Raw genomic sequence first — 20,801 nt, 5'->3', positions numbered from 1 at the left:
ACAAAGGAGACATCGTTGAATTCAGCCCAGCACTCGCCGGCCGGCGCGCAGCACGTCGATGTTGCGGCGCTTCTCGCCGCGCTCCCCGAACGCATCGCCGATATTCCAAAACTCATCGCCGCGCGCGATCCACAGCATCCCGCGTTGATCGAAGACGACCGCCGTCTGACGCGCGCGCAACTCGTCGAAGCCGTCGATGCCATCGCTGCCTTGCTCGCCGAACAAGGTGTGCGCGCTGGCGACCGCGTAATGATCGTCGCCGAGAACAGCGTCGTGCAGATCGTGCTGCTGTTCGCGGCCGCGAAACTCAATGCATGGGCGCTGGTGTCGAACGCGCGGCTGTCGGCGGCGGAACTCGATGCGATCCGTGCGCACGCGCAACCCCGTCTGGTCGCGTATGCCGTCGATGCATCGCCCGATGCGCAGCAGCACGCCGAGCGTCACGGCGCACAGCCGGCCCGCCAGATTGCGGTGGACATCGGCGGATGGTCGTACGCGCTCGACGATAAAGCGCGTGTGGAACCCGTCGAAACAACCAGCGACCGCCAATGCGCCGCGCTGATCTACACGACGGGGACGACGGGCTCACCCAAAGGCGTGATGCTGTCGCACCGCAATCTGCTGTTCATCGCGGCGATGTCGAGCACGCTGCGGCGCGTCAATGCCGACGACGTCGTCTATGCGGTGCTGCCTGTCTCGCACGTGTACGGCCTGGCGTCGGTGTGCCTCGGCAGCCTGTTTGCGGGCGCGACGCTCAGGCTCGCGCCGCGCTTCGCGCCGGAAGCCGTGCGCCGCGCGCTCGCCGAAGAACGGGTGTCGATCCTCCAGGGCGTGCCCGCGATGCACGCGAAGCTGCTCGAATACCTGCAGGCGCAACGCTTGCCGTGGTCCGCGCCGCGCCTGCGCTTTGCCTACTCCGGCGGCTCGCCGCTCGACGCCGCATTGAAGTCGCGCGTCGAAAGCGTGTATGGCGTCGCGCTGCACAACGGCTATGGGACGACCGAAAGCAGTCCGACCGTCTCCCAAACGATGATCGATGCGCCGCGCACCGACTGTTCTGTCGGCGAGGCAATTCCTGGCATCGAAGTGCGGTTCGTCGGACTGGACGGCGTCGACGTCGCCCAAGGCGAAGTCGGCGAACTGTGGGTGCGCGGGCCGAACGTGATGCTCGGCTATTACCGCAATCCGCAGCAGACGCAGGCGGCCGTCACCGTGGACGGCTGGCTCAAGACAGGCGATCTCGCGCGCCAGGACGCAGACGGCGCGCTGCATATCGTTGGACGCAGCAAGGAACTGATCATCCGCTCGGGCTTCAACGTTTACCCAGCCGAAGTCGAGCATGTGCTGAACGCGCATCCCGATGTCGTGCAGTCGGCGGTGATCGGGCGCGCGGTCGAAGGTAACGAGGAAGTGGTCGCGTTCGTCGAACTGACGGGCGGAGCCAAGGTCACGCCCGCCGATCTCGCCGCATGGTGCGAAGCGCGCCTCGCGCCCTACAAGCGGCCCGCCGAAATCAAGGTGCTTGCCGCGTTGCCGGCGGCATCGACGGGCAAGATTCTCAAGCACCGGTTGCGCGATCTCGTCTGAGCCGCGCACAAACGAGCCTGAAACTCACCCGCGCGGGTGATGCGCGGCGTGCAGCGTCCTGAGCCGCTCGCGCGCGACGTGCGTGTAGATCTGCGTCGTCGAGATATCGGTGTGGCCGAGCAGCAGTTGCACGACGCGCAGGTCCGCGCCGTGGTTCAGCAGATGCGTCGCGAACGCGTGACGCAGCGTATGCGGCGACAGCGGCGCATGCACGTGCGCCGTCATCGCGTGGCGCTTGATGATGTTCCAGAACTGCTGGCGCGTCATGCCTTCGGCGCGCGCGGTGACGAACAGCGCGTCGGTGGCACGCTGGCCGAGCAGCGCGGGGCGAGACTCGCGCAGATACCGCTCGATCCAGCCATGCGCCTCTTCGCCGAACGGAATCATCCGCTCTTTCGAGCCCTTGCCCATCACGCGCACGACGCCTTCGTTCAGGCCCACTTCAACCGTCTTCAGCGTGACCAGCTCGCTGACCCGCAAGCCGCTTGCGTACATCAGCTCCAGCATCGTGCGGTCGCGCAGGCCCAACGGCGTCGTCACGTCGGGCGCGCCGAGCAGCGCTTCGACCTGCGCTTCCGTCAGCGTCGACGGAAAACGCGGCGGCTGTTTGGCCGAGCGGATACGCAATGTCGGGTCCGCCGATGCCCGATGCTCGCGCACGGCCCACGCGTAATAGCGCCGAAATACGGAGAGACGCCGGTTCGCCGAGGTCGACTTGTCGCCCGAGCGCACGGCGCTGTATGCCGTCAGATCGGCTTCGCTCGCCGTGTCGAGCGATGAGTCGCGCGCGCTCGCAAGCCATTCGGAGAACAACCGCAAGTCGCGCCGGTACGCGTCGAGCGTGTTGCGCGCGAGGCCATGCTCGAGCCACAGCGCGTCGCAGAACGCGTCGATCGACGCGCCGCTCGTCAGCAGCAAAGGCGACGCAGGCTGCGCGTCTTCGGTCAGCACATCAGTCATGCGTAAGGTACGCCCTCGTGTTTGAGTAGCCAGCGTTTGACGTTGCGATAGTAGCCGTCGCCGCCCGTATGCGCAAAGCCGCCGATACCGCCCGCGCCGACCACGCGGTGACACGGAATCACGATCGGAAAGAAGTTCGATCCGCACGCCTGGCCGACCGCGCGCGGCACGCTGCCGATCTGCTTCGCCAGTTGCCCGTAGGTCACTACGACGCCGGGTGGAATCTCGCTGATCGCTTTCCAGACGCGTCGCTGGAACGGCGTACCGACGTCGGCGAGCGGCAGATCGAAGCTGGCCGACGCATGTTGCAGGTACTGTTCGATCTGCTCGACGGCCTGCTTCGCGAGCGCCGAATCCGGCTCGACGTTGGGCACCGAGTCGGGCAGATAGACGATCTCGCGCACCGCCTCTCCTTCCAGACGCACGCCGACCTTGCCGAACGGTGCATCGATCACTGCGTTGAACATGATGTGTTCACTCCTCTCGTTCGAACGGCGCGCTCACGCCGCTTCCAGCGCCCACTCGACATGCTCGCGCACGAGCGGCGAGGGATCGTCGGCACGCTGGCGCAGCGCGTCGACGATGGCCGCACGGGCATCGGCGGAAAGCGTATCCCGCGCGGCGCGCAGCGCGTTGCCCATGCCGACGGCGAGATTACGCAGCCAGCACTCGTAGCCGATCCGGCGGATCGCGCTGCCCTGCATGCGCGTATCGAAGTCGCTTGCGCTCCAGCCGAACAGCTCGACCAGCGACGCGCGATCCAGCCCGTGACGCACATCGAAATCGGCGACGGGCGCGGCCTGCGCAAACTTGTTCCACGGACACACGAGCTGGCAATCGTCGCATCCATACACACGATTGCCGATCAGCGGCCGCAAGTCTTGGGGAATACTGCCCTTCAGTTCGATCGTCAGATAGGAGATGCAGCGCCGCGCATCGACCTGATAAGGCGCGACGATCGCCCCCGTGGGACATGCGCCGATGCAACGCGTGCAGCTGCCACAATGCGCGCCAGGCGTTTCAGGCGCGCTTTCGGGCGATGTTTCGGCATCTGTCGGCAGAGGCACGTCGACGAAGATTTCACCGAGGAAGAACAGCGACCCCGCGTCCCGTTGCAGCAGCAGCGTATGCTTGCCGCGCCAACCCGTGCCTGCCTTTTGCGCAAGCTCGACTTCGAGCACGGGCGCCGAATCGGTGAACACGCGATAGCCATACGGCCCGATCTCCGCCTCGATCCGCTCAGCCAGTTGCTGCAAGCGGTTACGCATGACCTTGTGATAGTCCCGGCCGCGCGCGTAGATCGACACAACGGCCGCTGTTGGGTCTTCGAGACGCGCGCGTTCGTCGAGACGCCAATCATGTTGAACGTCGGCGACTGCACTTTCATCGCCCTTTCGCGCCCCTGAAGAAGCCGGTAAATAAGCCATGCGAACCGAGATCACGCGTCGCGTGCCGGCCACAAGCTCGGCTGGCCGCGCACGTTTCATCCCATGTTTGGCCATATAATCCATCTCGCCGTGGCAACCCGCGTCGAGCCAGGCTGCAAGGCCCGCTTCAGCGTGCGACAGATCGATATCGCTGATGCCGACCGCGCCGAAACCCAGTTCGCGTCCCCAGCCTTTGATACGCGAAGCGAGCGCAGCCAGTTGCGCATCATCATGGCGACGCGTGACGGGTGCTTCATTATTCGTCGTTTCGAGCGGCGAATGGGGATCGCGATGTGGGTCCGACATGGAATGCTGCTGGCCTTGGTTCATTACGTCATTTTACGAGAATGCCCGATCACACCGGTCCCGCGAATCGACCTTCCGCCGCTGTCCTGCTCGAGCGCCAGTTTGCGCTCGCGGACGAAGCCGCGACGATGGCATTCGGCGAGCGCTTCGCGCATGCGATCGACGGCGTGCGCAGCGAAGCCAGCGCGACGGTCCATGACGGATTCAACGGTCTCCAGGTGCAGCTGCACGGCGACCTGGGCGCCGGCAAAACGACGCTCGTGCGCGCCACGTTGCGCGCGCTCGGACACGCGGGCCGCGTGCGCAGCCCGACCTATACGCTCGTCGAACCTTATGCGGTCGAACGGCCGGATGGGGAACTCGAGCTGTATCACTTCGATCTCTACCGTTTCACCGATCCGGCCGAATGGGCCGACGCAGGCTTTCGCGAATACTTCGACAGCGGCGCTATCTGCCTCGTCGAATGGCCGGAGCGCGCGGGCACTCTGCTGGGCGTGCCGGATCTCGTCTTCTCGCTCGACGTCGACGGCGATGGCCGCATGCTGATCGCCCGGGCGTATAGCGAACCAGGAAAGGCATGTCTCGAAAGATGTTGATCAAACCGTTCCGCTCGATCGAATCGGCGGCCACCGCGACGCATAACTGGCGCCGCCGGCAGATTCTTCGCGCGGGCGCTTCCACGCTCGTCCTCGGGCTTGTCGCGCCGCGTCTGGCGTGGGCGCAGTCGGTGCTGGGCGTGCGCGTGTGGCCCGCGCGCGACTACACGCGCGTGACCATCGAGTCCGACCAGCCGCTGCAGAACACGCAGCAGTTGCTGCAAGGGCCCGACCGGCTGGTGGTCGATCTGAGTGGGCTCGACCTCGACCAGGCGTTGCGGGACCTCGTCTCGAAGATTGCGCCGAACGATCCGCAGATTCAATCCGTGCGAGTCGGGCAGTATCAGCCGCATGTCGTGCGGATGGTGTTCGACCTGAAGGGCTCGGTGAAGCCGCAGGTGTTCACGCTGCCGCCCGTGGGCACGTACAAATATCGTCTGGTGTTCGACCTGTATCCCGCAGTCGCGCCCGATCCGCTGATGGAACTGCTCGCGCAGTCGGAGCGCAAGCAACAGCAACTGGATGACAACGCCGCGCCACCGGCTGCGCCACCCGCCGCGACGTTGAGCGGCCCGTCTGCGCCGCCTGCCGACAACACCGACGCGTTCTTCGAGAAGTACGCGCAGAACAACGCGCCTTCGTCGCCCTCGCCCGCGCCGCGTCCGCCCGTGCATACGGCGCCTGCGCCCACGCCGCACGTTCCGTCGAAGCCCACGCCGACGCCTGCGCCGCCCGTCATCGCGCGCAATAACGACAACGATGCGGACAACGACGGCGACAGCGGCGACGACGCCTACAAGTTCACCACCCCGAAGAAGGGCAGCAACACGGTGCGCCTGTTGACGGTCGCGATCGATCCGGGTCACGGCGGCGAGGACCCGGGTGCGATTGGCGGCAGCGGCACGTATGAGAAGCACGTCGCGCTCGATATCGCGAAGAAGCTACGCGCGAAGATCGATGCGCAACCGAACATGCGCGCGATGATGACGCGCGACGCCGACTTCTTCGTGCCGCTGAACGTGCGTGTGCAGAAGGCGCGGCGCGTCGGCGCGGACCTGTTTGTGTCGATTCACGCGGATGCGTTTACTACGCCGGAAGCGAGTGGCTCGTCGGTGTTCGCGCTGTCGGAGCATGGCGCGTCGAGCGCGGCCGCGCGCTGGATGGCGAATAAGGAGAACTCGTCGGATCAGATTGGCGGCATCAACATCAAGTCCGCCGATGCGAGCGTGAACCGCGCGTTGTTCGATATGTCGACGACGGCGCAGATTCGCGATTCGATGAGGTATGGCAATTTTGTGCTGAAGGAGATTGGTGGGATCAACAGGTTGCATAAGGGGTCTGTTGAGCAGGCTGGCTTTGCCGTGCTGAAGGCGCCTGATATTCCGTCGATTCTTGTTGAGACCGCTTTTATCAGTAACCCGGATGAGGAGCGTCGTCTGAATGATGATGCGTATCGGGAGAAGATGGCTAGCGCGATCATGACCGGGATTAAGCGGTATTTTGCGGCTAATCCGCCGCTGGCTAAGAATCGGATGACCTGATCTGGGGTTTTGGTTTTTGTCTGCGACGCTGGGTGGTTTGCTTTGCCTTTCACTGGCATCCGCGTTTTGCCTTCGTGCTTCATGCGTCGCCCCTGTGGGTTTGCCTTTTCGCTGGCATCCGCGTTATGCCTTCGTACTTCAAGCGTCGCCCCTGTGCGGGGCGGCACCTACTTTTCTTTGCCGCCGCAAAGAAAAGTAGGCAAAAGAAAGCGGCTAACACCGCCAGTTCTTATGTTTGCCTGAGGGCCCCCAAAGGTTCCTACGCTTCACACGGCAATCACATGACTCATGCTCGTTGCCACCGCATTGAAAGAGCGCCTCACCTGCTCCACGCGCCCGCGTTGCGGCACGCCGTGCCAGATATTCCGCCGCCGCCCAGGTGGCAAACTGTGTGTAGGCCGCAGAGGCACACACGCCTCACTTCGGACAGATAGCGCACGCGCACCACCATGTAAGAGCGCCAGGCTATACGATGCGACAACGTACACACAGTTTGCCACCTGGGCGGCACATACCATTCGCTGCCGCTAGCCCAAGTTCGGATGTTTGAAGTGGGTGAGGCGCTCATTCGAAGCGTTGGCAACGAACGCGAACAGAAATGCCGCCGTGTGAAGTGTAGGAACCTTTGGGGGCCCTCAGGCAAGAACAAGGATTGGCGGTGTGAGCCGCTTTCTTTTGCCTACTTTTCTTTGCGGCGGTGGCAAAGAAAAGTAGGTGCCGCCCCGCACAGGGGCGACGCTTGAAGCACGAAGGCAAATCGCGGATGCCAGCGCAAACGCCAACACCGCCGCATCGCGAATACCAGCGCCCCCCAACCCACCCCAACCAACCATCACCGCGCGAGGGGCAACCTCTGCACAACCCACCCACCGAACACATTAACAGCAAGCCCCGCCATCACCAAAACCGCGCCACCAATCTCCGCACCCGACAACGACTCGCCGAGAAACAGCGAAGCCGACGCCAGCCCAACAATCGGCACGAGCAACGAAAACGGCGCAACCTGCCCCGCCGGATACTTCGACAGCAGCCGGCTCCAAAGCCCATACCCAACCAGCGTAGCAACAAACGCGAGATAAACGATCGCGAACACCGACGAAGCGCCGATGCCCGTCAGTGCAGCCCCGATCCGCTGCGGCCCTTCGAGCAGATACGACAGCACGAAGAACGGCACAGGCGGAATCAAACTACCCCACACTACGAGGCCCACCAGATCGACCTTACCGACTTTCTTGGTGACGATATTGCCGAGTGCCCACATCACAGCCGCGCACAGCGTGAGAATGAACCCGGCAAGCGTCATCGCGGCTCCGCCCTGCAGACCGATCACGGCAAGCCCGATCGCCGCGACAACGAGCCCGAGCACGTTCTGCACGCGAAAGCGCTCATGCAAAAACAAAGCGGCAAACAGGAGCGTAAAAAACGCCTGCGCCTGCAGCACGAGCGACGCGAGGCCAGCCGGCATGCCGACATACATCGCCGAAAACAGAAACGCGAACTGCCCGAGCGAGATCGTCGCGCCATAGGCGATGAGCCAGCGCCACGGCATCTGCGGCCGTTTGATAAAGAACACAGCGGGAAAAGCGGCAAGCATGAAGCGCAGCGCGCCAAGCAGCATCGGCGGAACACCATGCAGCCCAACCTTGATCACGACAAAGTTCACACCCCACGCAACGACAACGACCAGCGCCAGCAGCAGGTCTTTTGGTGACATCTACATTCCTGTGTTTGCTCTGTATCAGAGCATGAGAGTGTAGCCGAGCTATCCGGCAACGGTGCTCAGCCGTTTAGCCAGTTCTCGACGTTGAGGCCCGGATAGGCGGCGAAGTCGCGCTCGTTGTTCGTCACGAGCGTGACACCAACTGAAACGGCGTGCGCGGCAATCAGTTTGTCGAAGTGATCTTTCTTGCGCTCGCGCGTCGCCTCGCGAATCGGTCCGTAAGCGCTCGCCGCCTTGACGTCGAATGGCAAGACGGGAATGTCTTCAATCAGCGCTGCCAGATTGCGCCGCTCGCGCGCGCGATTCGCGCACACGGCGACGCCATACTCGAGTTCCGCATAGGTGATGGCCGACATGACGACATCGCCGATAAAGCACTGCTCGAACCGCCGCGCGACTTCTTCCGGCTGGTTCTTCATCAAATAAATGCACATATTCGTGTCGAGCATGAAGCGCGGCATTACAGGCCCTCCCGATCCGCCTGCTCCTGATCGCCCCGCCCTTCCGACATGAAGTCGTCGCCGAACTTCGCGAACTTGCGCAACACACCTGTCAACGGCCGACGTGCAGGCCGGATTCGCAATTCGTCGCCGACCCGCTCGATCTCCACCTCCATATCGAGGCTCTCATAAGCAAGCTCCGCAGGAATCCGCACTGCTTGCGAATTGCCGTTACGGAAAATTCTGGTCATCGGCATCATTCCTCCAGACATCATGTGTGTACGATGTATGTACTATAGCGCAATTTGCGAATCCACGTACATACATGTGTGTGCACACTGCGTCGGCACGTCCCTGAAACGCGTGTGTCGCCGCCCGGCAGTAAAATGATTCACCCTGTCCCCACCAACCGAGCCCGTCATGTCCTCATCGATCAAAGCGGTTCTGAAGCCCCACGTCCGCGACATCGGCAATCTGGCCGTGCGGCGCGTACTGCCCGCGATGGCCGCGCGTCTCGTCGGCCCGTTCATCTTCTTCGACCACATGGGCCCCGCCACGCTGCCTGCCGGCACGGGGCTCGACGTACGCCCGCATCCGCATATCGGACTCGCGACCGTCACCTATCTGTTCGAAGGCGCGATCATGCATCGCGACAGCCTCGGCTCCGAACAGAAGATCGTTCCCGGCGACGTCAACTGGATGACGGCGGGCCGCGGCATCGTTCACTCGGAGCGCACGCCGGAACCCGACCGCACGAATGGCTCGACGGTACACGGCATCCAGACGTGGGTCGCGCTGCCGCTCGCCGATGAAGACGCCGAGCCGTCGTTCGAACATCACGCGGGTGCCACGCTGCCGGAGATCGAACGCAACGGCGTCACGCTGCGCATCATCGCGGGCACGTCGTTCGGCCAGACGTCGCCGGCGCGCACGTTCTCCGGCACGCTGTATGCCGCCGCGCATTTCGCACCGGGCAGCGTGCTCGCGCTCGAACCGGAGCACGACGAGCGCGGCGTGTATCTCGTCGACGGCGACCTGTCGCTCGATGGCGAGCCGCTCGAAGTCGCGACGATGGCCGTGCTCACGCCCGGCGAAACCGTGACGCTAGCGAGCGCGAAAGGCGCGACGGTGATGCTGCTCGGCGGCGAGAAGCTGGACGGCGAGCGCTTTATCGAATGGAATTTCGTCGCGAGTTCGCGCGAGAAGATCGAGCGGGCAAAGCTCGCGTGGACCAACCAGGAAATGGGCAAGGTGCCCGGCGAGACCGAATGGATACCGCTGCCCGAGCGCAAGCCGCGCTAGACTGGCAGACATCCGCGGGGAGCGGCGCAGCGGCGCGAAAGGGCCGATGAAGCCCTGTATTGAAACGACTCAGGCCGCCCCCAACTACTTCGCCTACCGATCCAAGGAAGAGACAGCAATGGACACCACCCTCGCCACTTTCGAAAAGGACGTCATCAGCGCGTCGATGCTCGCGCCCGTACTCGTCGACTTCTGGGCGCCGTGGTGCGGACCGTGCAAGACGCTCGGCCCGATGCTCGAAAAGCTCGAGGCCGAGTACGAAGGCAAATGGCGGCTCGTGAAGGTGAACGTCGACGAAAACCAGGAGCTGGCCGCGCATTTCCAGGTGCGCAGCATTCCGCACGTCGTCGCGTTCGCGGACGGACGGCCCGTTGATCAGTTCATCGGCGTGCTGCCGGAAGGCCAGTTACGCGAGTTCCTCGACCGCCTCGTGCCGGACGGCGCGGAAGCGTCGCGCGCGGAAGCGGCCGTAGCGATCGCCGAAGGCCGCCGCGAGGATGCGTACGACGCGCTCAAGGCCGCGCTCGCCTATGACCCGGGTTTCGACGAAGCACGGCTCGATCTGATGGAGCTGCTGCTCGAAGACAACCGCGCCGAAGAAGCGCAGAAGGAAAACGATCTGCTGTCGCCCAAAACGACGCAGGGCATCGACGCGCGCTACAACGCGATCAAGACGCGGCTCGATGCCGTCGACGCCGCCTCCGACCTGCCGCCCACGGATGCGCTCGAAGCCGCCGTCGCCAGCAATCCCGACGACCTCGAAGCGCGCTTCGATCTGGCAAGCGCGCTCATTGCCCGGCGCAAGTACGATCCGGCGCTCGAGCATCTGCTTGCCATTGTCACGCGTGACCGCACGTTCCGCGAAGACATCGGCCGCAAGACGATGTTGTCCGTGTTCGATCTCGCCGCGCATCAGCCGGAACTGGTCGCGAAATGGCGCCGCAAGCTGAGTGCGTTGTTGAACTGATCGTTCTCGCTCGACCATGAAAAACGCGGCCATGTGCCGCGTTTTTTCATTCAGGCGAGAAAGCGTAAGCCGCCGCGCTTCAGGCCGCGTTCTTCGCCAGCGCGCGCAGCACATGCGCCACGGCCGCAAAGCCGAAGCTCGCCGTCACGCACACGCTCGATCCAAAGCCCGCGCAGTTCAGGCCCACAGGGCCATGATGACCGGGCGACGTCGTGACGTGCTCAGCTTCTTCGTCGATATCGCAGACGGCCGCTTCCGGATAGATCAGCGGCTCGTCCGAATACACCGCGCTCACCTTGAACTTCGCTTTCGGCCCACGCGGAAAGCCATGTTGCTTGCGCAACTGGCCGCGCACTTTCGACAGCAGCGGGTCCTGAATGGTCTGCGCGAGATCGTCGATACGGATACGCGTCGGATCGAGCTGGCCGCCCGCGCCACCGACCGTGATCAACGGCTGCTTGTGCTCGACGCACCACGCGATCAGCGCCGTCTTCGTGCGCACGCTGTCGATCGCATCGACCACGTAGTCGAAGCCGCCGCCCAGCACCGTGTCGAAGTTGCCCGGCTCGATAAAATCTTCGATCACGCGCACATCGCACTGCGGATCGATCAACCGGATGCGCTCGGCCATCGCATCGACCTTGGGCTTGCCGTAGTTGCCGTCGAGCGCGTGAATCTGCCGGTTCGTGTTGCTCTCGGCGACGTTGTCGAGATCGATCAGCGTGATCCGGCCGATCGCCGTGCGCGCGAGCGCTTCCGCCGCCCACGAGCCGACGCCGCCAATGCCGATCACGGCAACGTGCGCGCGCTCGAACGCGGCGAGCGCCGGCGCGCCGTACAGGCGCGCGACGCCGCCGAAACGCCGGGCGCGGTCGGCGGTTTCATGCGCGCTGGAGTCGGTAGTAATATCGGAATGCTCGGTGACGAGAGGCGTGGACATGATGGGTAGCTTCGCTGATTCGGACTACGGCATTGCAATATCCTGCGGATATCTGCATGCTTTCAACCCTGTATTTTGCCTGATCGCGCCGGCGCACGCCCGCGGATTGCGGCGTCAGCAGCTTCAACGCGCGGCCCACACGACACGCCTCAACGCAGAAAACTTTGTCCTTCGCTATACTGGTTCCACACTGTAGCGCTTGCATAAAAACATGAGCACTCTTGCCGACCTTCGCAAAAACTATTCGCTCGGTTCGCTGGACATTGCCGACGCCGACCCGAACCCGTTCCGTCAGTTCGACGTATGGTTCAAACAGGCCATCGACGCGCAACTCCCCGAACCGAACACGATGACGCTTGCGACGGTCGACCCGCGCGGCCGGCCTTCGGCGCGCATCGTACTGATCAAGGGTGTCGACGAGCGCGGGTTCGTGTTCTTCACGAACTACGAGAGCCGCAAGGGCCTCGACCTCGCGCAGAACCCACACGCAAGCCTCCTTTTCTACTGGATCGAACTCGAGCGCCAGGTGCGCGTCGAGGGCGCAGTCGTCAAGACGAGCGACGCTGAAAGCGACACATACTTCGCATCGCGTCCCGTCGGCTCGCGCATCGGCGCATGGGCGTCCGAGCAGAGCAAGGTGATTGAAAGCCGTGCCGCTTTGGAAGCGCGAGAACGCGAATTCATTGCACAATACGGGGACAGTCCGCCCCGGCCCCCGCACTGGGGCGGCTATCGCCTGATTCCCGACGCGATTGAATTCTGGCAAGGACGGCCTTCACGTCTGCACGACCGGCTGCTCTACACGCGTAGCGGCAGCGCCGACTGGACGATCGCCCGTCTGTCGCCCTGACACATCGATGCACCGGCGCGCGGCCCGTCCTGCTTCACATTGCATGACGCGTTGCGCCGACGGCAGAATCGCGTGCGCGCGGCTCCACATCAGACAGCGCGGCCAAGGCCGGCTCGCGCGCTGCGCACTGTGGTTCGACAGGCTTTGCTTTGATTCATTGGACACGGAGAAATCACATGTTCTGGGAGAAGAAGCTGGCGCAGTGGGTAGACGAAGTAAAAACGAAGGCCAATATCCCGGCGCGCCTGGTGTTATGGGATGGCCAGCAACATGACTTCGGCACGTTCGCCGCGCCGCAGGTCACACTGAAAGTGAATAGCGCGTCCGCGCTGCCGCTACTGCTCGAACCGAGCCTGGACAATCTGGGCGAGGCGTACGTGAAGGGCAAGATCGACATCGAAGGCAAGCTGTCGGACATCATCAACATCAGCTATTCGCTGGCGCGCAGCACGGTAACGAGCGCGAGCAAGCTCGCGCGCGTGCGGCGCTATTTCAACCACTCGAAAACGTCGGACAAGAAGGCGATCCAGTATCACTATGACGTCTCGAACGAGTTCTACAAGCTGTGGCTCGACGAGAACATGGTGTACTCGTGCGCGTATTTCGAGAACGGCGACGAAGACCTCGCCACCGCGCAGATCAAGAAGATCGATCACATCCTGACGAAGATCCAGGTGCAGCCGGGCCAGCGTCTGCTCGATATCGGCTGCGGCTGGGGCGCGCTCGTGCTGCGCGCGGCGCAGAAGTTCGGCGCGAAGTGCGTGGGCGTGACGCTGTCGCAGAACCAGTTCGACCTCGCGACGCAGCGCGTGAAAGCAGCCGGTCTCGAAGGCCAGATCGAAATCCGGCTGCAGGACTACCGTGACGTCCAGGGGCAGTTCGACCGCATCACGAGTGTCGGCATGTTCGAGCACGTGGGCCGAAAGAATATGCCCGGCTACTTCCAGAAGATTCACGACCTGCTCGCGGATGACGGCATCGCGATGAATCACGGCATCACGTCGACCGATTACAACAGCGGTGAAACGGCGCTGGGCGGCGGCGAGTTCATCGACAGATACGTATTCCCCGACGGCGAGTTGCCGCACATCAGTCTCGCGCTCGAAACGATGCAGCGCGGCGGGCTTGAAGCTTTCGATATCGAAAGCCTGCGCCGCCACTACGCGCGCACGCTCGACATCTGGGCCGAGAACTTCGAGGCGAGAGCGGCAGAAGCGAAGTCGCTCGTCGACGACGAGAGATTCCGCATCTGGCGCGTGTACCTCGCGGGCTGCGCGTATGCGTTCGAGAACGACGACGTATCGATCTATCAGGTGGTGTGCCGCAAGGCGGGCCGCAGCGCGACGACGCTGCCCTGGTCGCGCCGCTTCATGTACGAGAAGGCGCTGTAAAATCGCTGACTGGATTCCGCTTCGGGCCCGTGGCGCTCATGCATCGGCCCGAGGCGGACGTAGTTCATCAGCGTCAGCGCACTGTCTCTCGTAACGGATCGATGGAAGAAGAAGCGGCACCCGAAACGCCCGACGCCTCCCTGCAACTCGACATGTTCGGCAATCCCGTCGAGCAGGCGCCTGTCGCCGTTGCTTCCGTACCCAAAGCTTCGTCGGAAACGGCTGCCGCGCCCAGCGACGCGCCACCGAAAAAGCGCCGCGCCCGCGATGTTCTCGCCGCGCCGCCTTCCGACGAAGTCATTCACCTCGCCAGCCAGTTGCCGCCGCAAGTGCATCTCGGCACCTCGACATGGTCCTTTCCCGGCTGGAAAGGCATCGTCTACGGCGACGACTACAGCAACAGCAAGCTCTCGCGCGATGGCCTCACCGCCTACGGCGCGCATCCGCTGCTGCGCACGGTGAGCATCGACCGCTCGTTCTACGCGCCGCTCACGCTCACCGACTATCTGCGTTACGCGCAGCAGGTGCCGGACCATTTCCGCTTCATCGTGAAGGCGCCCGCGCTCGTCACCGACGCGACCGTGCGCGCCGAACGCGGCGAGCCGGTGTCGGAGAATCCCTGCTTTCTGAACGCCCAGCTGGCCATCGCCGAATTCGTGCGGCCGTGTATCGACGGGCTCGGCGCCAAAGCGGGCGCGCTCGTGTTCCAGTTCTCGCCGCTGCCGAATGAAATGCTCGCGCGGCCGGCCCTCTTCGTCGACCGGCTGACGGCGTTCCTGGCGGCGCTGCCGCCGCTCGAAGGCGATACCTGCTACGCCGTCGAAATCCGCGATGCGTCGATGCTGACGCCGCGCCTGATTCGCGCGCTAAAGGCGACGGGCGTGCGCTACTGCGTCGGCATTCACGCGCGGATGCCCGATCCGTCGCGGCAGGCCGCCGCGCTTGCGTTGCTGGATGAAGCGCCGTCAGGGCCGCTGATCGTGCGCTGGAGCCTGCACGGCGGCTTCAAGTACGAACAGGCAAAAGCAAAGTACGAACCGTTCGACAAACTCGTCGACGAAGACCCCGACACCCGCACCGCGCTCGCCGAGCTGGCGGCGCGTTACGCGATTGCAGGCCAGCCGGTGCTGATCGCCGCGAACAACAAGGCCGAAGGCTCCGCGCCGCTGACCTGCGTAAAGCTCGCGGCGCAAATCGCTGCCGCCTGCGAGCGTCTTCGCGGCGCACAAAAAGAAAACGCGGCGCAGTCCGCGTAGGACCTGCGCCGCGCAAGCTGCTACATCAATGCGCGACGATCAGTCCGCGCTCACGCGCCGGCCTTGATCCGATGCGCGAACTTCTGCCGGAACTTCGCCACCTTCGGCGCGACGACGAACGCGCAATAGCCCTGATCCGGATGCTGCGCGAAGTAGTTCTGGTGATACACCTCGGCAGCAAAATAGTTGCCGTCCAGCGGCAGCACCTGCGTGACGATCTGGCCGTCGTAGATGCCTTCGGCGCCGATCTCGCGGATCGCCTGCAACGCCGTGTCGCGCTGCGCGTCCGAGTGGGTGAAGATCACCGACCGGTATTGCGTGCCGACATCGTTTCCCTGGCGGTTAAGCTGGGTCGGATCATGGATCGCGAAGAAAATATCGAGGATCTCGCGGTAAGTGATGCGCGCCGGATCGAACTCGACATTGACGACTTCCGCGTGCCCCGTGTCGCCGTCGCAGACCTGCTCGTACGACGGATTGTCGACCTGCCCGCCCGCATACCCCGATTCCACCGACGTCACCCCATCGACGCCCAGATACACCGCCTCCAGACACCAGAAACACCCGCCGCCCAGCGTGGCGGTCTCGACTGACTGACTCATGCTCGCTCCTTGAATTTGGCTCGCCGCGACGCTTGCCCTTCGGACAAAAACGCGCTGGGCTCGCCGCAGTCACTGTGGACACCCGATGCTTCACCGCATCCGACCGGCGCAATACTCCGCCCTTTTCGGGATTCATGCAGCCCGCACGCACCATCCGTACCATGCGGCCGCCCTTGTCCCGCCACGCGCTCGCGCCTGGCCCTCTGCGATTGCAGTTAAAATTGGGACAATTCGCCGAATTTCTACATGACCTTCGAACCGTTTTTTTCCCTCTGGTCGCTTCATCAAGCGGTCCATTCGCCAGAATGCATCAGCCGATGAAGCACGCCAACCCGCCCAATTTCGACAACGGCGCTTTTCGCCGCGCGCTCAGCCAGTTCGCGACGGGCGTCACCGTCATTACGACACGTGCGCCGTCTGGCGCGTTGATCGGCATCACGGCCAGTTCATTCAATTCCGTCTCGCTGGCGCCGCCGCTCGTGCTGTGGAGTCTTGCGACACGCTCGGCCTCGATGCCCGTGTTCCGCTCGAACAGTCATTATGTCGTCAATGTGCTGGCCTCGACGCAGCTCGATCTGTGCAAGCGCTTTGCAACCGTCAAGGGCGACCGCTTCGAAGGGGTGTCGCATGCGGCGGGCGACACGGGCATGCCCGTGCTCGACGGCGCGCTCGCATGGTTCGAATGCCATAACCGCAGCCGCTACGACGAAGGCGATCACGTCATTTTTGTCGGTGAAGTGGAGCGCTGCGGCGTCCACGATCAGGCCAGCGAAACCGAACCACTCGTGTTCCAGAACGGCGATTTTCACGGCCTGAAGCGGCTCGGCTGACAGGCCGGCGCTTTTGCGTGCGACGAAAGGCGCGGTTTTCCGCCCGCCCCGGTGCCGCTAGCCTGGTTGTTGCGCCTTTGTTGAGCTCGCTACCAGCGCGACGGGCACGCCCGAATCTTCCTTCAGCGTCTGCAGCACAATGTTCGAGCGGATGTCCAATACGCCCGGCGCCTTATACAGGCGGCTGAGCACGAAATCCGAATAGTGCTTGAGATTGTGGGCGAGCACCCGCAGCAGATAATGCGTCTCCCCCGTCACGACGAACGCGCCGACCACTTCCGGCCAGTCGCGCAGCGCGTCGGCGAAGCGCTCATGCCAGTTCTCCTGGTCGTTGCGCATCGATACCTGCACGAACGCTTCCAGTTCGAACCCCAGCACTTCGCGGTTCAGGCACGCGCGATAACGCTCGATCACGCCCTGCTCTTCCAGCAGGCGCAAACGTCGTAGACACGCGGACGGCGAAAGCGAGATGCGCTCCGCCAGATCCAGATTGCTGATTCGTCCTTCGTGCTGCAGCACCGTCAAGATACGGCAATCGGTGGCGTCCAGTGAGATCGCGTTCATTTTCGGTCTCCCTTTCCCATTTGCCTCAAATTATGTTCCAAAGGGGGCGAAATAAACAGTTTTTTTAGCAAGCACATTTCGTCTGATGCCGCCTATTATCCAATGAAGGTTGCAGAACAACGGCACTTGCATGGGATCAGAGTAAGACGCTGAGGCGCCAACTGTGGTCAATAGGAGACGAATGGACACGCTTTGGGACATCACGCCCGCCGTCGATACGGCGACGCCCGTCTGGCCGGGCGACACGCCCGTGGGCATCGAGCGCGTGTGGCGGATGGAGGCAGGCTCGCCCGTCAACGTCGCGCGGCTGACGCTCTCGCCGCACACGGGCGCGCACACCGACGCGCCACTGCACTACGACGCCGACGGCGCCGCGATCGGCGCAGTGCCGCTCGATGCGTATCTCGGCCGCTGTCGCGTGATCCACTGTATCGGCGCGACGCCGCTGGTGAGCCCGGAGCATGTTGCCGCGTCGCTCGACGGCGTGCCGTCGCGCGTGCTGCTGCGCACCTACCGCGAAGCGCCTGTTACAGCGTGGGACAGCAATTTCTGCGCAGTCGCGCCCGACACGATCGATCTGCTCGCCGCGCACGGTGTGAAGCTGATCGGCATCGACACGCCGTCGCTCGATCCGCAGGAATCGAAAACGATGGATGCGCATCACCGCATCCGCGCGCACCGGATGGCGATTCTCGAGGGCATCGTGCTCGATGCCGTCGCGCCCGGCGACTACGAACTGATCGCGCTGCCCCTCAAGCTGACGACGCTCGACGCCAGTCCGGTGCGCGCCGTGCTGCGCGCGCTTCCTGAACAACGACATTCCGCTTAAACGCACTCTTTCGACCGAACGAACACCATGAATCAACGTGAAGAAGCACTCGCGCTGGATGCAGCCGACCCGCTCGCGCCGTTGCGCGACCAGTTCGCGCTTGCGCCGAACGTCATCTATCTGGACGGCAATTCGCTCGGCGTGCCGCCCGCCGCGGCTGCGCAGCGCGCGCAGACCGTGATCGGCGCCGAATGGGGCGAAGGACTGATCCGCAGTTGGAACACGGCCGGCTGGTTCTCGCTGCCGCGGCGTCTGGGCAACAAGCTCGCCGCGCTGATCGGCGCGGCGCACAACGAGGTCGTCGTCACCGACACGATTTCGATCAACCTGTTCAAGGTGCTGTCGGCGGCGCTGCGCATGCAGGACAAGCGCGACCCGAAGCGGCGCGTGATCGTGTCGGAGCGCTCGAACTTTCCGACCGACCTGTACATCGCGCAAGGGCTGATCAAACAACTGGATCGCGGTTATGAGTTGCGCCTCGTCGACGATCCGTCCGAATTGCCCGCCGCCATCACCGACGAGGTCGCCGTCGCGATGATCACGCACGTCAACTACCGCACGGGCTATATGCACGACATGGCCGCGCTGACGAAGCTGATCCACGACAAGGGCACGCTCGCGCTGTGGGATCTCGCGCATTCGGCGGGTGCCGTGCCGGTCGATCTGAACGGCGTTGGTGCGGATTGTGCCGTCGGTTGTACGTACAAGTATCTGAATGGCGGTCCGGGTTCGCCAGCGTTCGCGTGGGTGCCGCATCGTCACCAGAGCGATTTCGAACAGCCGTTGTCGGGCTGGTGGGGACATCGCGCGCCATTCGCAATGGACCCGACCTATGCAGCCGACGACGGCATCGGCCGCTTTTTATGCGGCACGCAGCCGATGGTGTCGATGGCGCTGGTCGAATGCGGGCTCGACATTTTTCTGCAAACCGACATGCAGGCGATTCGCAAGAAGTCGCTTGCGCTGACGGATCTCTTCATCGAACTGGTGGAAACGCGCTGCAAAGAATTTCCGCTCGAACTCGTGACGCCGCGCGCGCATGCGCAACGTGGCTCGCATGCGAGCTTCGAGCATCCGCATGGCTATGAAGTGATGCAGGCGCTGATCGCGCGCGGCGTGATCGGCGATTATCGCGAGCCGCATGTGTTGCGTTTCGGCTTTACGCCGCTGTACACGCGCTTTGTCGATGTGTGGGATGCCGTCGAGCATCTGCGACACGTGCTCGAGCACGAGATCTGGCGCGCGCCTGAATTTGCCGCACGCGGCGCCGTGACCTGAGGAGCCCGCGATGACCGACCACATGAAGATGACGGAAGACAAGCCCGCGCAAGGCTGCCCGTTCGGGCATGGCGGCACGCAGACGCCGCGCGAGACGCACGCGTCGCACATGGCCGCCGATGAGAGCGAAGGCTGGCACGACGCACAGCTCGATTTCTCGAAGTCGATGAGCTATGGCGACTATCTGTCGCTTGGATCGATTCTGCATGCGCAGCATCCGTTGTCGCCGGATCACAACGAGATGCTGTTCATCATTCAGCATCAGACAAGCGAGTTGTGGATGAAGCTTGCGCTGTATGAATTGCGTGCCGCGCTTGCTTCAGTGCATCGTGATGAGTTGCCGCCGGCGTTCAAGATGCTTGCGCGTGTGTCGCGGATTCTTGAGCAGCTTGTGCAGGCGTGGAGTGTGTTGTCGACGATGACGCCTTCGGAATATACGGCGATGCGGCCGTTTCTTGGCAGTTCGTCGGGGTTTCAGTCTTATCAGTATCGTGAGCTGGAGTTTATGCTCGGGAATAAGAATGAGCAGATGCTCAAGCCTCATGCGCATCACGCCGATGTGTTTGCCGAAGTGAAAGCGGCACTCGAGGCGCCTTCGTTTTATGACGAAGTGGTTCGTTTGCTGGCGAGGCGGGGGTTTGCTATTGATGCCTCACGGCTCGAGCGGGATTGGACACTGCCTACTCAGCATGATGCTTCGGTTGAAGCCGCCTGGCTTGAGGTTTATCGGAATCCTTCCCAGCATTGGGAACTGTATGAGATGGCTGAAGAACTCGTCGATCTTGAGGATGCCTTTCGGCAGTGGCGGTTTCGACATGTGACTACCGTTGAACGGATTATTGGGTTTAAGCAAGGGACTGGTGGGACTGCAGGCGCTCCTTATCTGCGCAAGATGCTTGATGTTGTGCTGTTTCCTGAGCTTTGGCATGTGAGGACGTTGCTCTAGGTTTTTTGTCTTGCGACTGCTGGTTTGGTTTGCTTGTGTTTGCGCTGGCATCCGCGTTTTGCCTTCGCGCTTCATGCGTCGCCCCTGTGCGGGGCGGCACCTACTTTTCTTTGCCGCCGCAAAGAAAAGTAGGCAAAAGAAAGCGGCTAACACCGCCAACATTTCTTCCTGCCTGAGGGACCCCAACCGGTCCCTTACTTCACGCGGCAACTTCTCGATTCAAGTTCGTTGCCAGCGCTCTTCCAGTGCGCCTCACCCGCTTCACGCTCCCGCGTTTCAGCATGCCTTGCCAGATAGTCCACCGCCGCCCAGGTGGCAAACTGTGTGTCGGCCCAAGTGCTCCACATGCCTCACTTCGGACCGATAGCGCCCGCGTCCCATCCTGTAAGAGCGCCAAGTTATACGACGCGACAACCTACACACAGTTTGCCACCTGGACGGCAGTAACCGTTCGCTGGCGCTAGCACGT

21 protein-coding genes are annotated in these 20,801 nt (G+C 63.1%); 12 read left to right on the top strand and 9 right to left on the bottom strand.

What is annotated here, in order from left to right; all coding sequences use genetic code 11:
* Positions 1 to 15: 15 nt before the first annotated feature.
* A complete protein-coding gene (locus C2L64_RS02895) occupies positions 16 to 1,587 on the top strand; it encodes a class I adenylate-forming enzyme family protein (RefSeq protein ID WP_090838713.1) in 1,572 nt (523 codons plus the stop codon).
* 24 nt (positions 1,588 to 1,611) lie between these two features.
* Here the strand turns inward: C2L64_RS02895 and xerD are convergent, their stop codons facing one another.
* Genes xerD through queG form a run of 3 tightly spaced genes read right to left on the bottom strand, consistent with a single transcriptional unit; the run spans position 1,612 to position 4,280 of the window.
* A complete protein-coding gene (xerD, locus tag C2L64_RS02890) occupies positions 1,612 to 2,547 on the bottom strand; it encodes a site-specific tyrosine recombinase XerD (protein ID WP_090838711.1) in 936 nt (311 codons plus the stop codon).
* A complete protein-coding gene (locus C2L64_RS02885; protein ID WP_090838709.1) occupies positions 2,544 to 3,014 on the bottom strand; it encodes a methylated-DNA--[protein]-cysteine S-methyltransferase in 471 nt (156 codons plus the stop codon). Before C2L64_RS02885 ends, xerD begins: the two co-directional genes overlap by 4 nt.
* 33 nt (positions 3,015 to 3,047) lie before the next feature.
* Complete coding sequence (gene queG, locus C2L64_RS02880; RefSeq protein WP_407671745.1) at positions 3,048 to 4,280, bottom strand: tRNA epoxyqueuosine(34) reductase QueG; 1,233 nt, start codon at positions 4,278 to 4,280, stop codon at positions 3,048 to 3,050.
* A gap of 41 nt (positions 4,281 to 4,321) precedes the next feature.
* On the opposite strand from queG, the gene tsaE reads away from it, so the two are divergent.
* Both tsaE and C2L64_RS02870 read left to right on the top strand, forming a co-directional pair.
* Positions 4,322 to 4,876, top strand: a complete 555-nt coding sequence (gene tsaE / locus C2L64_RS02875) for a tRNA (adenosine(37)-N6)-threonylcarbamoyltransferase complex ATPase subunit type 1 TsaE (RefSeq protein WP_007739791.1) — start codon at positions 4,322 to 4,324, stop codon at positions 4,874 to 4,876.
* Positions 4,858 to 6,417, top strand: a complete 1,560-nt coding sequence (locus tag C2L64_RS02870) for an N-acetylmuramoyl-L-alanine amidase (RefSeq protein ID WP_007739792.1) — start codon at positions 4,858 to 4,860, stop codon at positions 6,415 to 6,417. Before tsaE ends, C2L64_RS02870 begins: the two co-directional genes overlap by 19 nt.
* An 832-nt stretch (positions 6,418 to 7,249) precedes the next feature.
* Here C2L64_RS02870 and C2L64_RS02865 read toward each other — a convergent pair.
* From C2L64_RS02865 to C2L64_RS02855, 3 genes are all read right to left on the bottom strand, one after another.
* Complete coding sequence (locus C2L64_RS02865) at positions 7,250 to 8,131, bottom strand: EamA family transporter (RefSeq protein WP_090838705.1); 882 nt, start codon at positions 8,129 to 8,131, stop codon at positions 7,250 to 7,252.
* A gap of 65 nt (positions 8,132 to 8,196) precedes the next feature.
* Complete coding sequence (locus tag C2L64_RS02860; protein WP_090838703.1) at positions 8,197 to 8,598, bottom strand: type II toxin-antitoxin system VapC family toxin; 402 nt, start codon at positions 8,596 to 8,598, stop codon at positions 8,197 to 8,199.
* Positions 8,598 to 8,834, bottom strand: coding sequence for an antitoxin (locus tag C2L64_RS02855; RefSeq protein ID WP_007743226.1), 237 nt, complete (start codon positions 8,832 to 8,834; stop codon positions 8,598 to 8,600). Before C2L64_RS02855 ends, C2L64_RS02860 begins: the two co-directional genes overlap by 1 nt.
* A 163-nt stretch (positions 8,835 to 8,997) precedes the next feature.
* Here C2L64_RS02855 and C2L64_RS02850 point away from each other — a divergent pair, with 163 nt between their 5' ends.
* Both C2L64_RS02850 and trxA read left to right on the top strand, forming a co-directional pair.
* Positions 8,998 to 9,879 (top strand): pirin family protein, encoded by an 882-nt coding sequence (locus tag C2L64_RS02850; protein WP_042316704.1) that lies wholly within the window; start codon positions 8,998 to 9,000, stop codon positions 9,877 to 9,879.
* Positions 9,880 to 9,997: 118 nt separating this feature from the next.
* A complete protein-coding gene (gene trxA / locus C2L64_RS02845; protein ID WP_090838701.1) occupies positions 9,998 to 10,846 on the top strand; it encodes a thioredoxin in 849 nt (282 codons plus the stop codon).
* A 79-nt stretch (positions 10,847 to 10,925) separates the two neighbouring features.
* On the opposite strand, the gene tcdA is transcribed toward trxA, so the two are convergent.
* On the bottom strand, positions 10,926 to 11,786 hold the full coding sequence (gene tcdA / locus C2L64_RS02840) for a tRNA cyclic N6-threonylcarbamoyladenosine(37) synthase TcdA (RefSeq protein ID WP_007578889.1): 861 nt from the start codon (positions 11,784 to 11,786) through the stop codon (positions 10,926 to 10,928).
* Positions 11,787 to 11,997: 211 nt separating this feature from the next.
* Between tcdA and pdxH the strand changes: the two genes are divergently transcribed.
* From pdxH to C2L64_RS02825, 3 genes are all read left to right on the top strand, one after another.
* Positions 11,998 to 12,636 (top strand): pyridoxamine 5'-phosphate oxidase, encoded by a 639-nt coding sequence (pdxH, locus tag C2L64_RS02835; protein WP_007578894.1) that lies wholly within the window; start codon positions 11,998 to 12,000, stop codon positions 12,634 to 12,636.
* 176 nt (positions 12,637 to 12,812) lie between these two features.
* Positions 12,813 to 14,027: an SAM-dependent methyltransferase gene (locus C2L64_RS02830; RefSeq protein WP_007743228.1), complete on the top strand. Its 1,215-nt coding sequence runs from the start codon at positions 12,813 to 12,815 to the stop codon at positions 14,025 to 14,027.
* A 101-nt stretch (positions 14,028 to 14,128) separates the two neighbouring features.
* Positions 14,129 to 15,283 (top strand): DUF72 domain-containing protein, encoded by a 1,155-nt coding sequence (locus C2L64_RS02825; RefSeq protein WP_090838699.1) that lies wholly within the window; start codon positions 14,129 to 14,131, stop codon positions 15,281 to 15,283.
* A gap of 50 nt (positions 15,284 to 15,333) precedes the next feature.
* Here C2L64_RS02825 and msrA read toward each other — a convergent pair whose 3' ends face one another.
* Positions 15,334 to 15,885, bottom strand: a complete 552-nt coding sequence (gene msrA / locus C2L64_RS02820; RefSeq protein WP_090838697.1) for a peptide-methionine (S)-S-oxide reductase MsrA — start codon at positions 15,883 to 15,885, stop codon at positions 15,334 to 15,336.
* 317 nt (positions 15,886 to 16,202) lie between these two features.
* Between msrA and C2L64_RS02815 the strand changes: the two genes are divergently transcribed.
* The gene (locus C2L64_RS02815) at positions 16,203 to 16,715 is read left to right on the top strand and encodes a flavin reductase family protein (protein ID WP_007578904.1); all 513 of its coding nucleotides are present in this window, start codon (positions 16,203 to 16,205) and stop codon (positions 16,713 to 16,715) included.
* 57 nt (positions 16,716 to 16,772) lie between these two features.
* Here the strand turns inward: C2L64_RS02815 and C2L64_RS02810 are convergent, their stop codons facing one another.
* The gene (locus C2L64_RS02810; protein WP_007578906.1) at positions 16,773 to 17,279 is read right to left on the bottom strand and encodes an Lrp/AsnC family transcriptional regulator; all 507 of its coding nucleotides are present in this window, start codon (positions 17,277 to 17,279) and stop codon (positions 16,773 to 16,775) included.
* Between the two features lie 181 nt (positions 17,280 to 17,460).
* Between C2L64_RS02810 and kynB the strand changes: the two genes are divergently transcribed.
* The 3 genes from kynB to kynA are packed head-to-tail and all read left to right on the top strand — an operon-like array spanning position 17,461 to position 20,332.
* Positions 17,461 to 18,108, top strand: a complete 648-nt coding sequence (kynB, locus tag C2L64_RS02805) for an arylformamidase (protein ID WP_090838694.1) — start codon at positions 17,461 to 17,463, stop codon at positions 18,106 to 18,108.
* 27 nt (positions 18,109 to 18,135) lie between these two features.
* Positions 18,136 to 19,386, top strand: a complete 1,251-nt coding sequence (gene kynU, locus C2L64_RS02800; RefSeq protein WP_090838692.1) for a kynureninase — start codon at positions 18,136 to 18,138, stop codon at positions 19,384 to 19,386.
* A 10-nt stretch (positions 19,387 to 19,396) separates the two neighbouring features.
* On the top strand, positions 19,397 to 20,332 hold the full coding sequence (gene kynA / locus C2L64_RS02795) for a tryptophan 2,3-dioxygenase (RefSeq protein ID WP_007743232.1): 936 nt from the start codon (positions 19,397 to 19,399) through the stop codon (positions 20,330 to 20,332).
* The last annotated feature ends 469 nt before the right edge of the window (positions 20,333 to 20,801 follow it).

The sequence above is a fragment of the Paraburkholderia hospita genome, assembly GCF_002902965.1.
GTDB classification, from domain to species: Bacteria; Pseudomonadota; Gammaproteobacteria; order Burkholderiales; family Burkholderiaceae; genus Paraburkholderia; species Paraburkholderia hospita.
Note: the sequence above shows the minus strand (reverse complement) of the source record. Positions and strands in the feature narration are given on the sequence as shown.

Coding starts and splice junctions, on each gene's coding strand:
- xerD (WP_090838711.1), bottom strand. CDS start 2,547: ATGACTGATGTGCTGACCGAAGACGCGCAGCCTGCGTCGCCTTTGCTG.
- C2L64_RS02885 (WP_090838709.1), bottom strand. CDS start 3,014: ATGTTCAACGCAGTGATCGATGCACCGTTCGGCAAGGTCGGCGTGCGT.
- queG (WP_407671745.1), bottom strand. CDS start 4,280: ATGTCGGACCCACATCGCGATCCCCATTCGCCGCTCGAAACGACGAAT.
- tsaE (WP_007739791.1), top strand. CDS start 4,322: ATGCCCGATCACACCGGTCCCGCGAATCGACCTTCCGCCGCTGTCCTG.
- C2L64_RS02870 (WP_007739792.1), top strand. CDS start 4,858: ATGTCTCGAAAGATGTTGATCAAACCGTTCCGCTCGATCGAATCGGCG.
- C2L64_RS02865 (WP_090838705.1), bottom strand. CDS start 8,131: ATGTCACCAAAAGACCTGCTGCTGGCGCTGGTCGTTGTCGTTGCGTGG.
- C2L64_RS02860 (WP_090838703.1), bottom strand. CDS start 8,598: ATGCCGCGCTTCATGCTCGACACGAATATGTGCATTTATTTGATGAAG.
- C2L64_RS02855 (WP_007743226.1), bottom strand. CDS start 8,834: ATGCCGATGACCAGAATTTTCCGTAACGGCAATTCGCAAGCAGTGCGG.
- C2L64_RS02850 (WP_042316704.1), top strand. CDS start 8,998: ATGTCCTCATCGATCAAAGCGGTTCTGAAGCCCCACGTCCGCGACATC.
- trxA (WP_090838701.1), top strand. CDS start 9,998: ATGGACACCACCCTCGCCACTTTCGAAAAGGACGTCATCAGCGCGTCG.
- tcdA (WP_007578889.1), bottom strand. CDS start 11,786: ATGTCCACGCCTCTCGTCACCGAGCATTCCGATATTACTACCGACTCC.
- pdxH (WP_007578894.1), top strand. CDS start 11,998: ATGAGCACTCTTGCCGACCTTCGCAAAAACTATTCGCTCGGTTCGCTG.
- C2L64_RS02830 (WP_007743228.1), top strand. CDS start 12,813: ATGTTCTGGGAGAAGAAGCTGGCGCAGTGGGTAGACGAAGTAAAAACG.
- C2L64_RS02825 (WP_090838699.1), top strand. CDS start 14,129: ATGGAAGAAGAAGCGGCACCCGAAACGCCCGACGCCTCCCTGCAACTC.
- msrA (WP_090838697.1), bottom strand. CDS start 15,885: ATGAGTCAGTCAGTCGAGACCGCCACGCTGGGCGGCGGGTGTTTCTGG.
- C2L64_RS02815 (WP_007578904.1), top strand. CDS start 16,203: ATGAAGCACGCCAACCCGCCCAATTTCGACAACGGCGCTTTTCGCCGC.
- C2L64_RS02810 (WP_007578906.1), bottom strand. CDS start 17,279: ATGAACGCGATCTCACTGGACGCCACCGATTGCCGTATCTTGACGGTG.
- kynB (WP_090838694.1), top strand. CDS start 17,461: ATGGACACGCTTTGGGACATCACGCCCGCCGTCGATACGGCGACGCCC.
- kynU (WP_090838692.1), top strand. CDS start 18,136: ATGAATCAACGTGAAGAAGCACTCGCGCTGGATGCAGCCGACCCGCTC.
- kynA (WP_007743232.1), top strand. CDS start 19,397: ATGACCGACCACATGAAGATGACGGAAGACAAGCCCGCGCAAGGCTGC.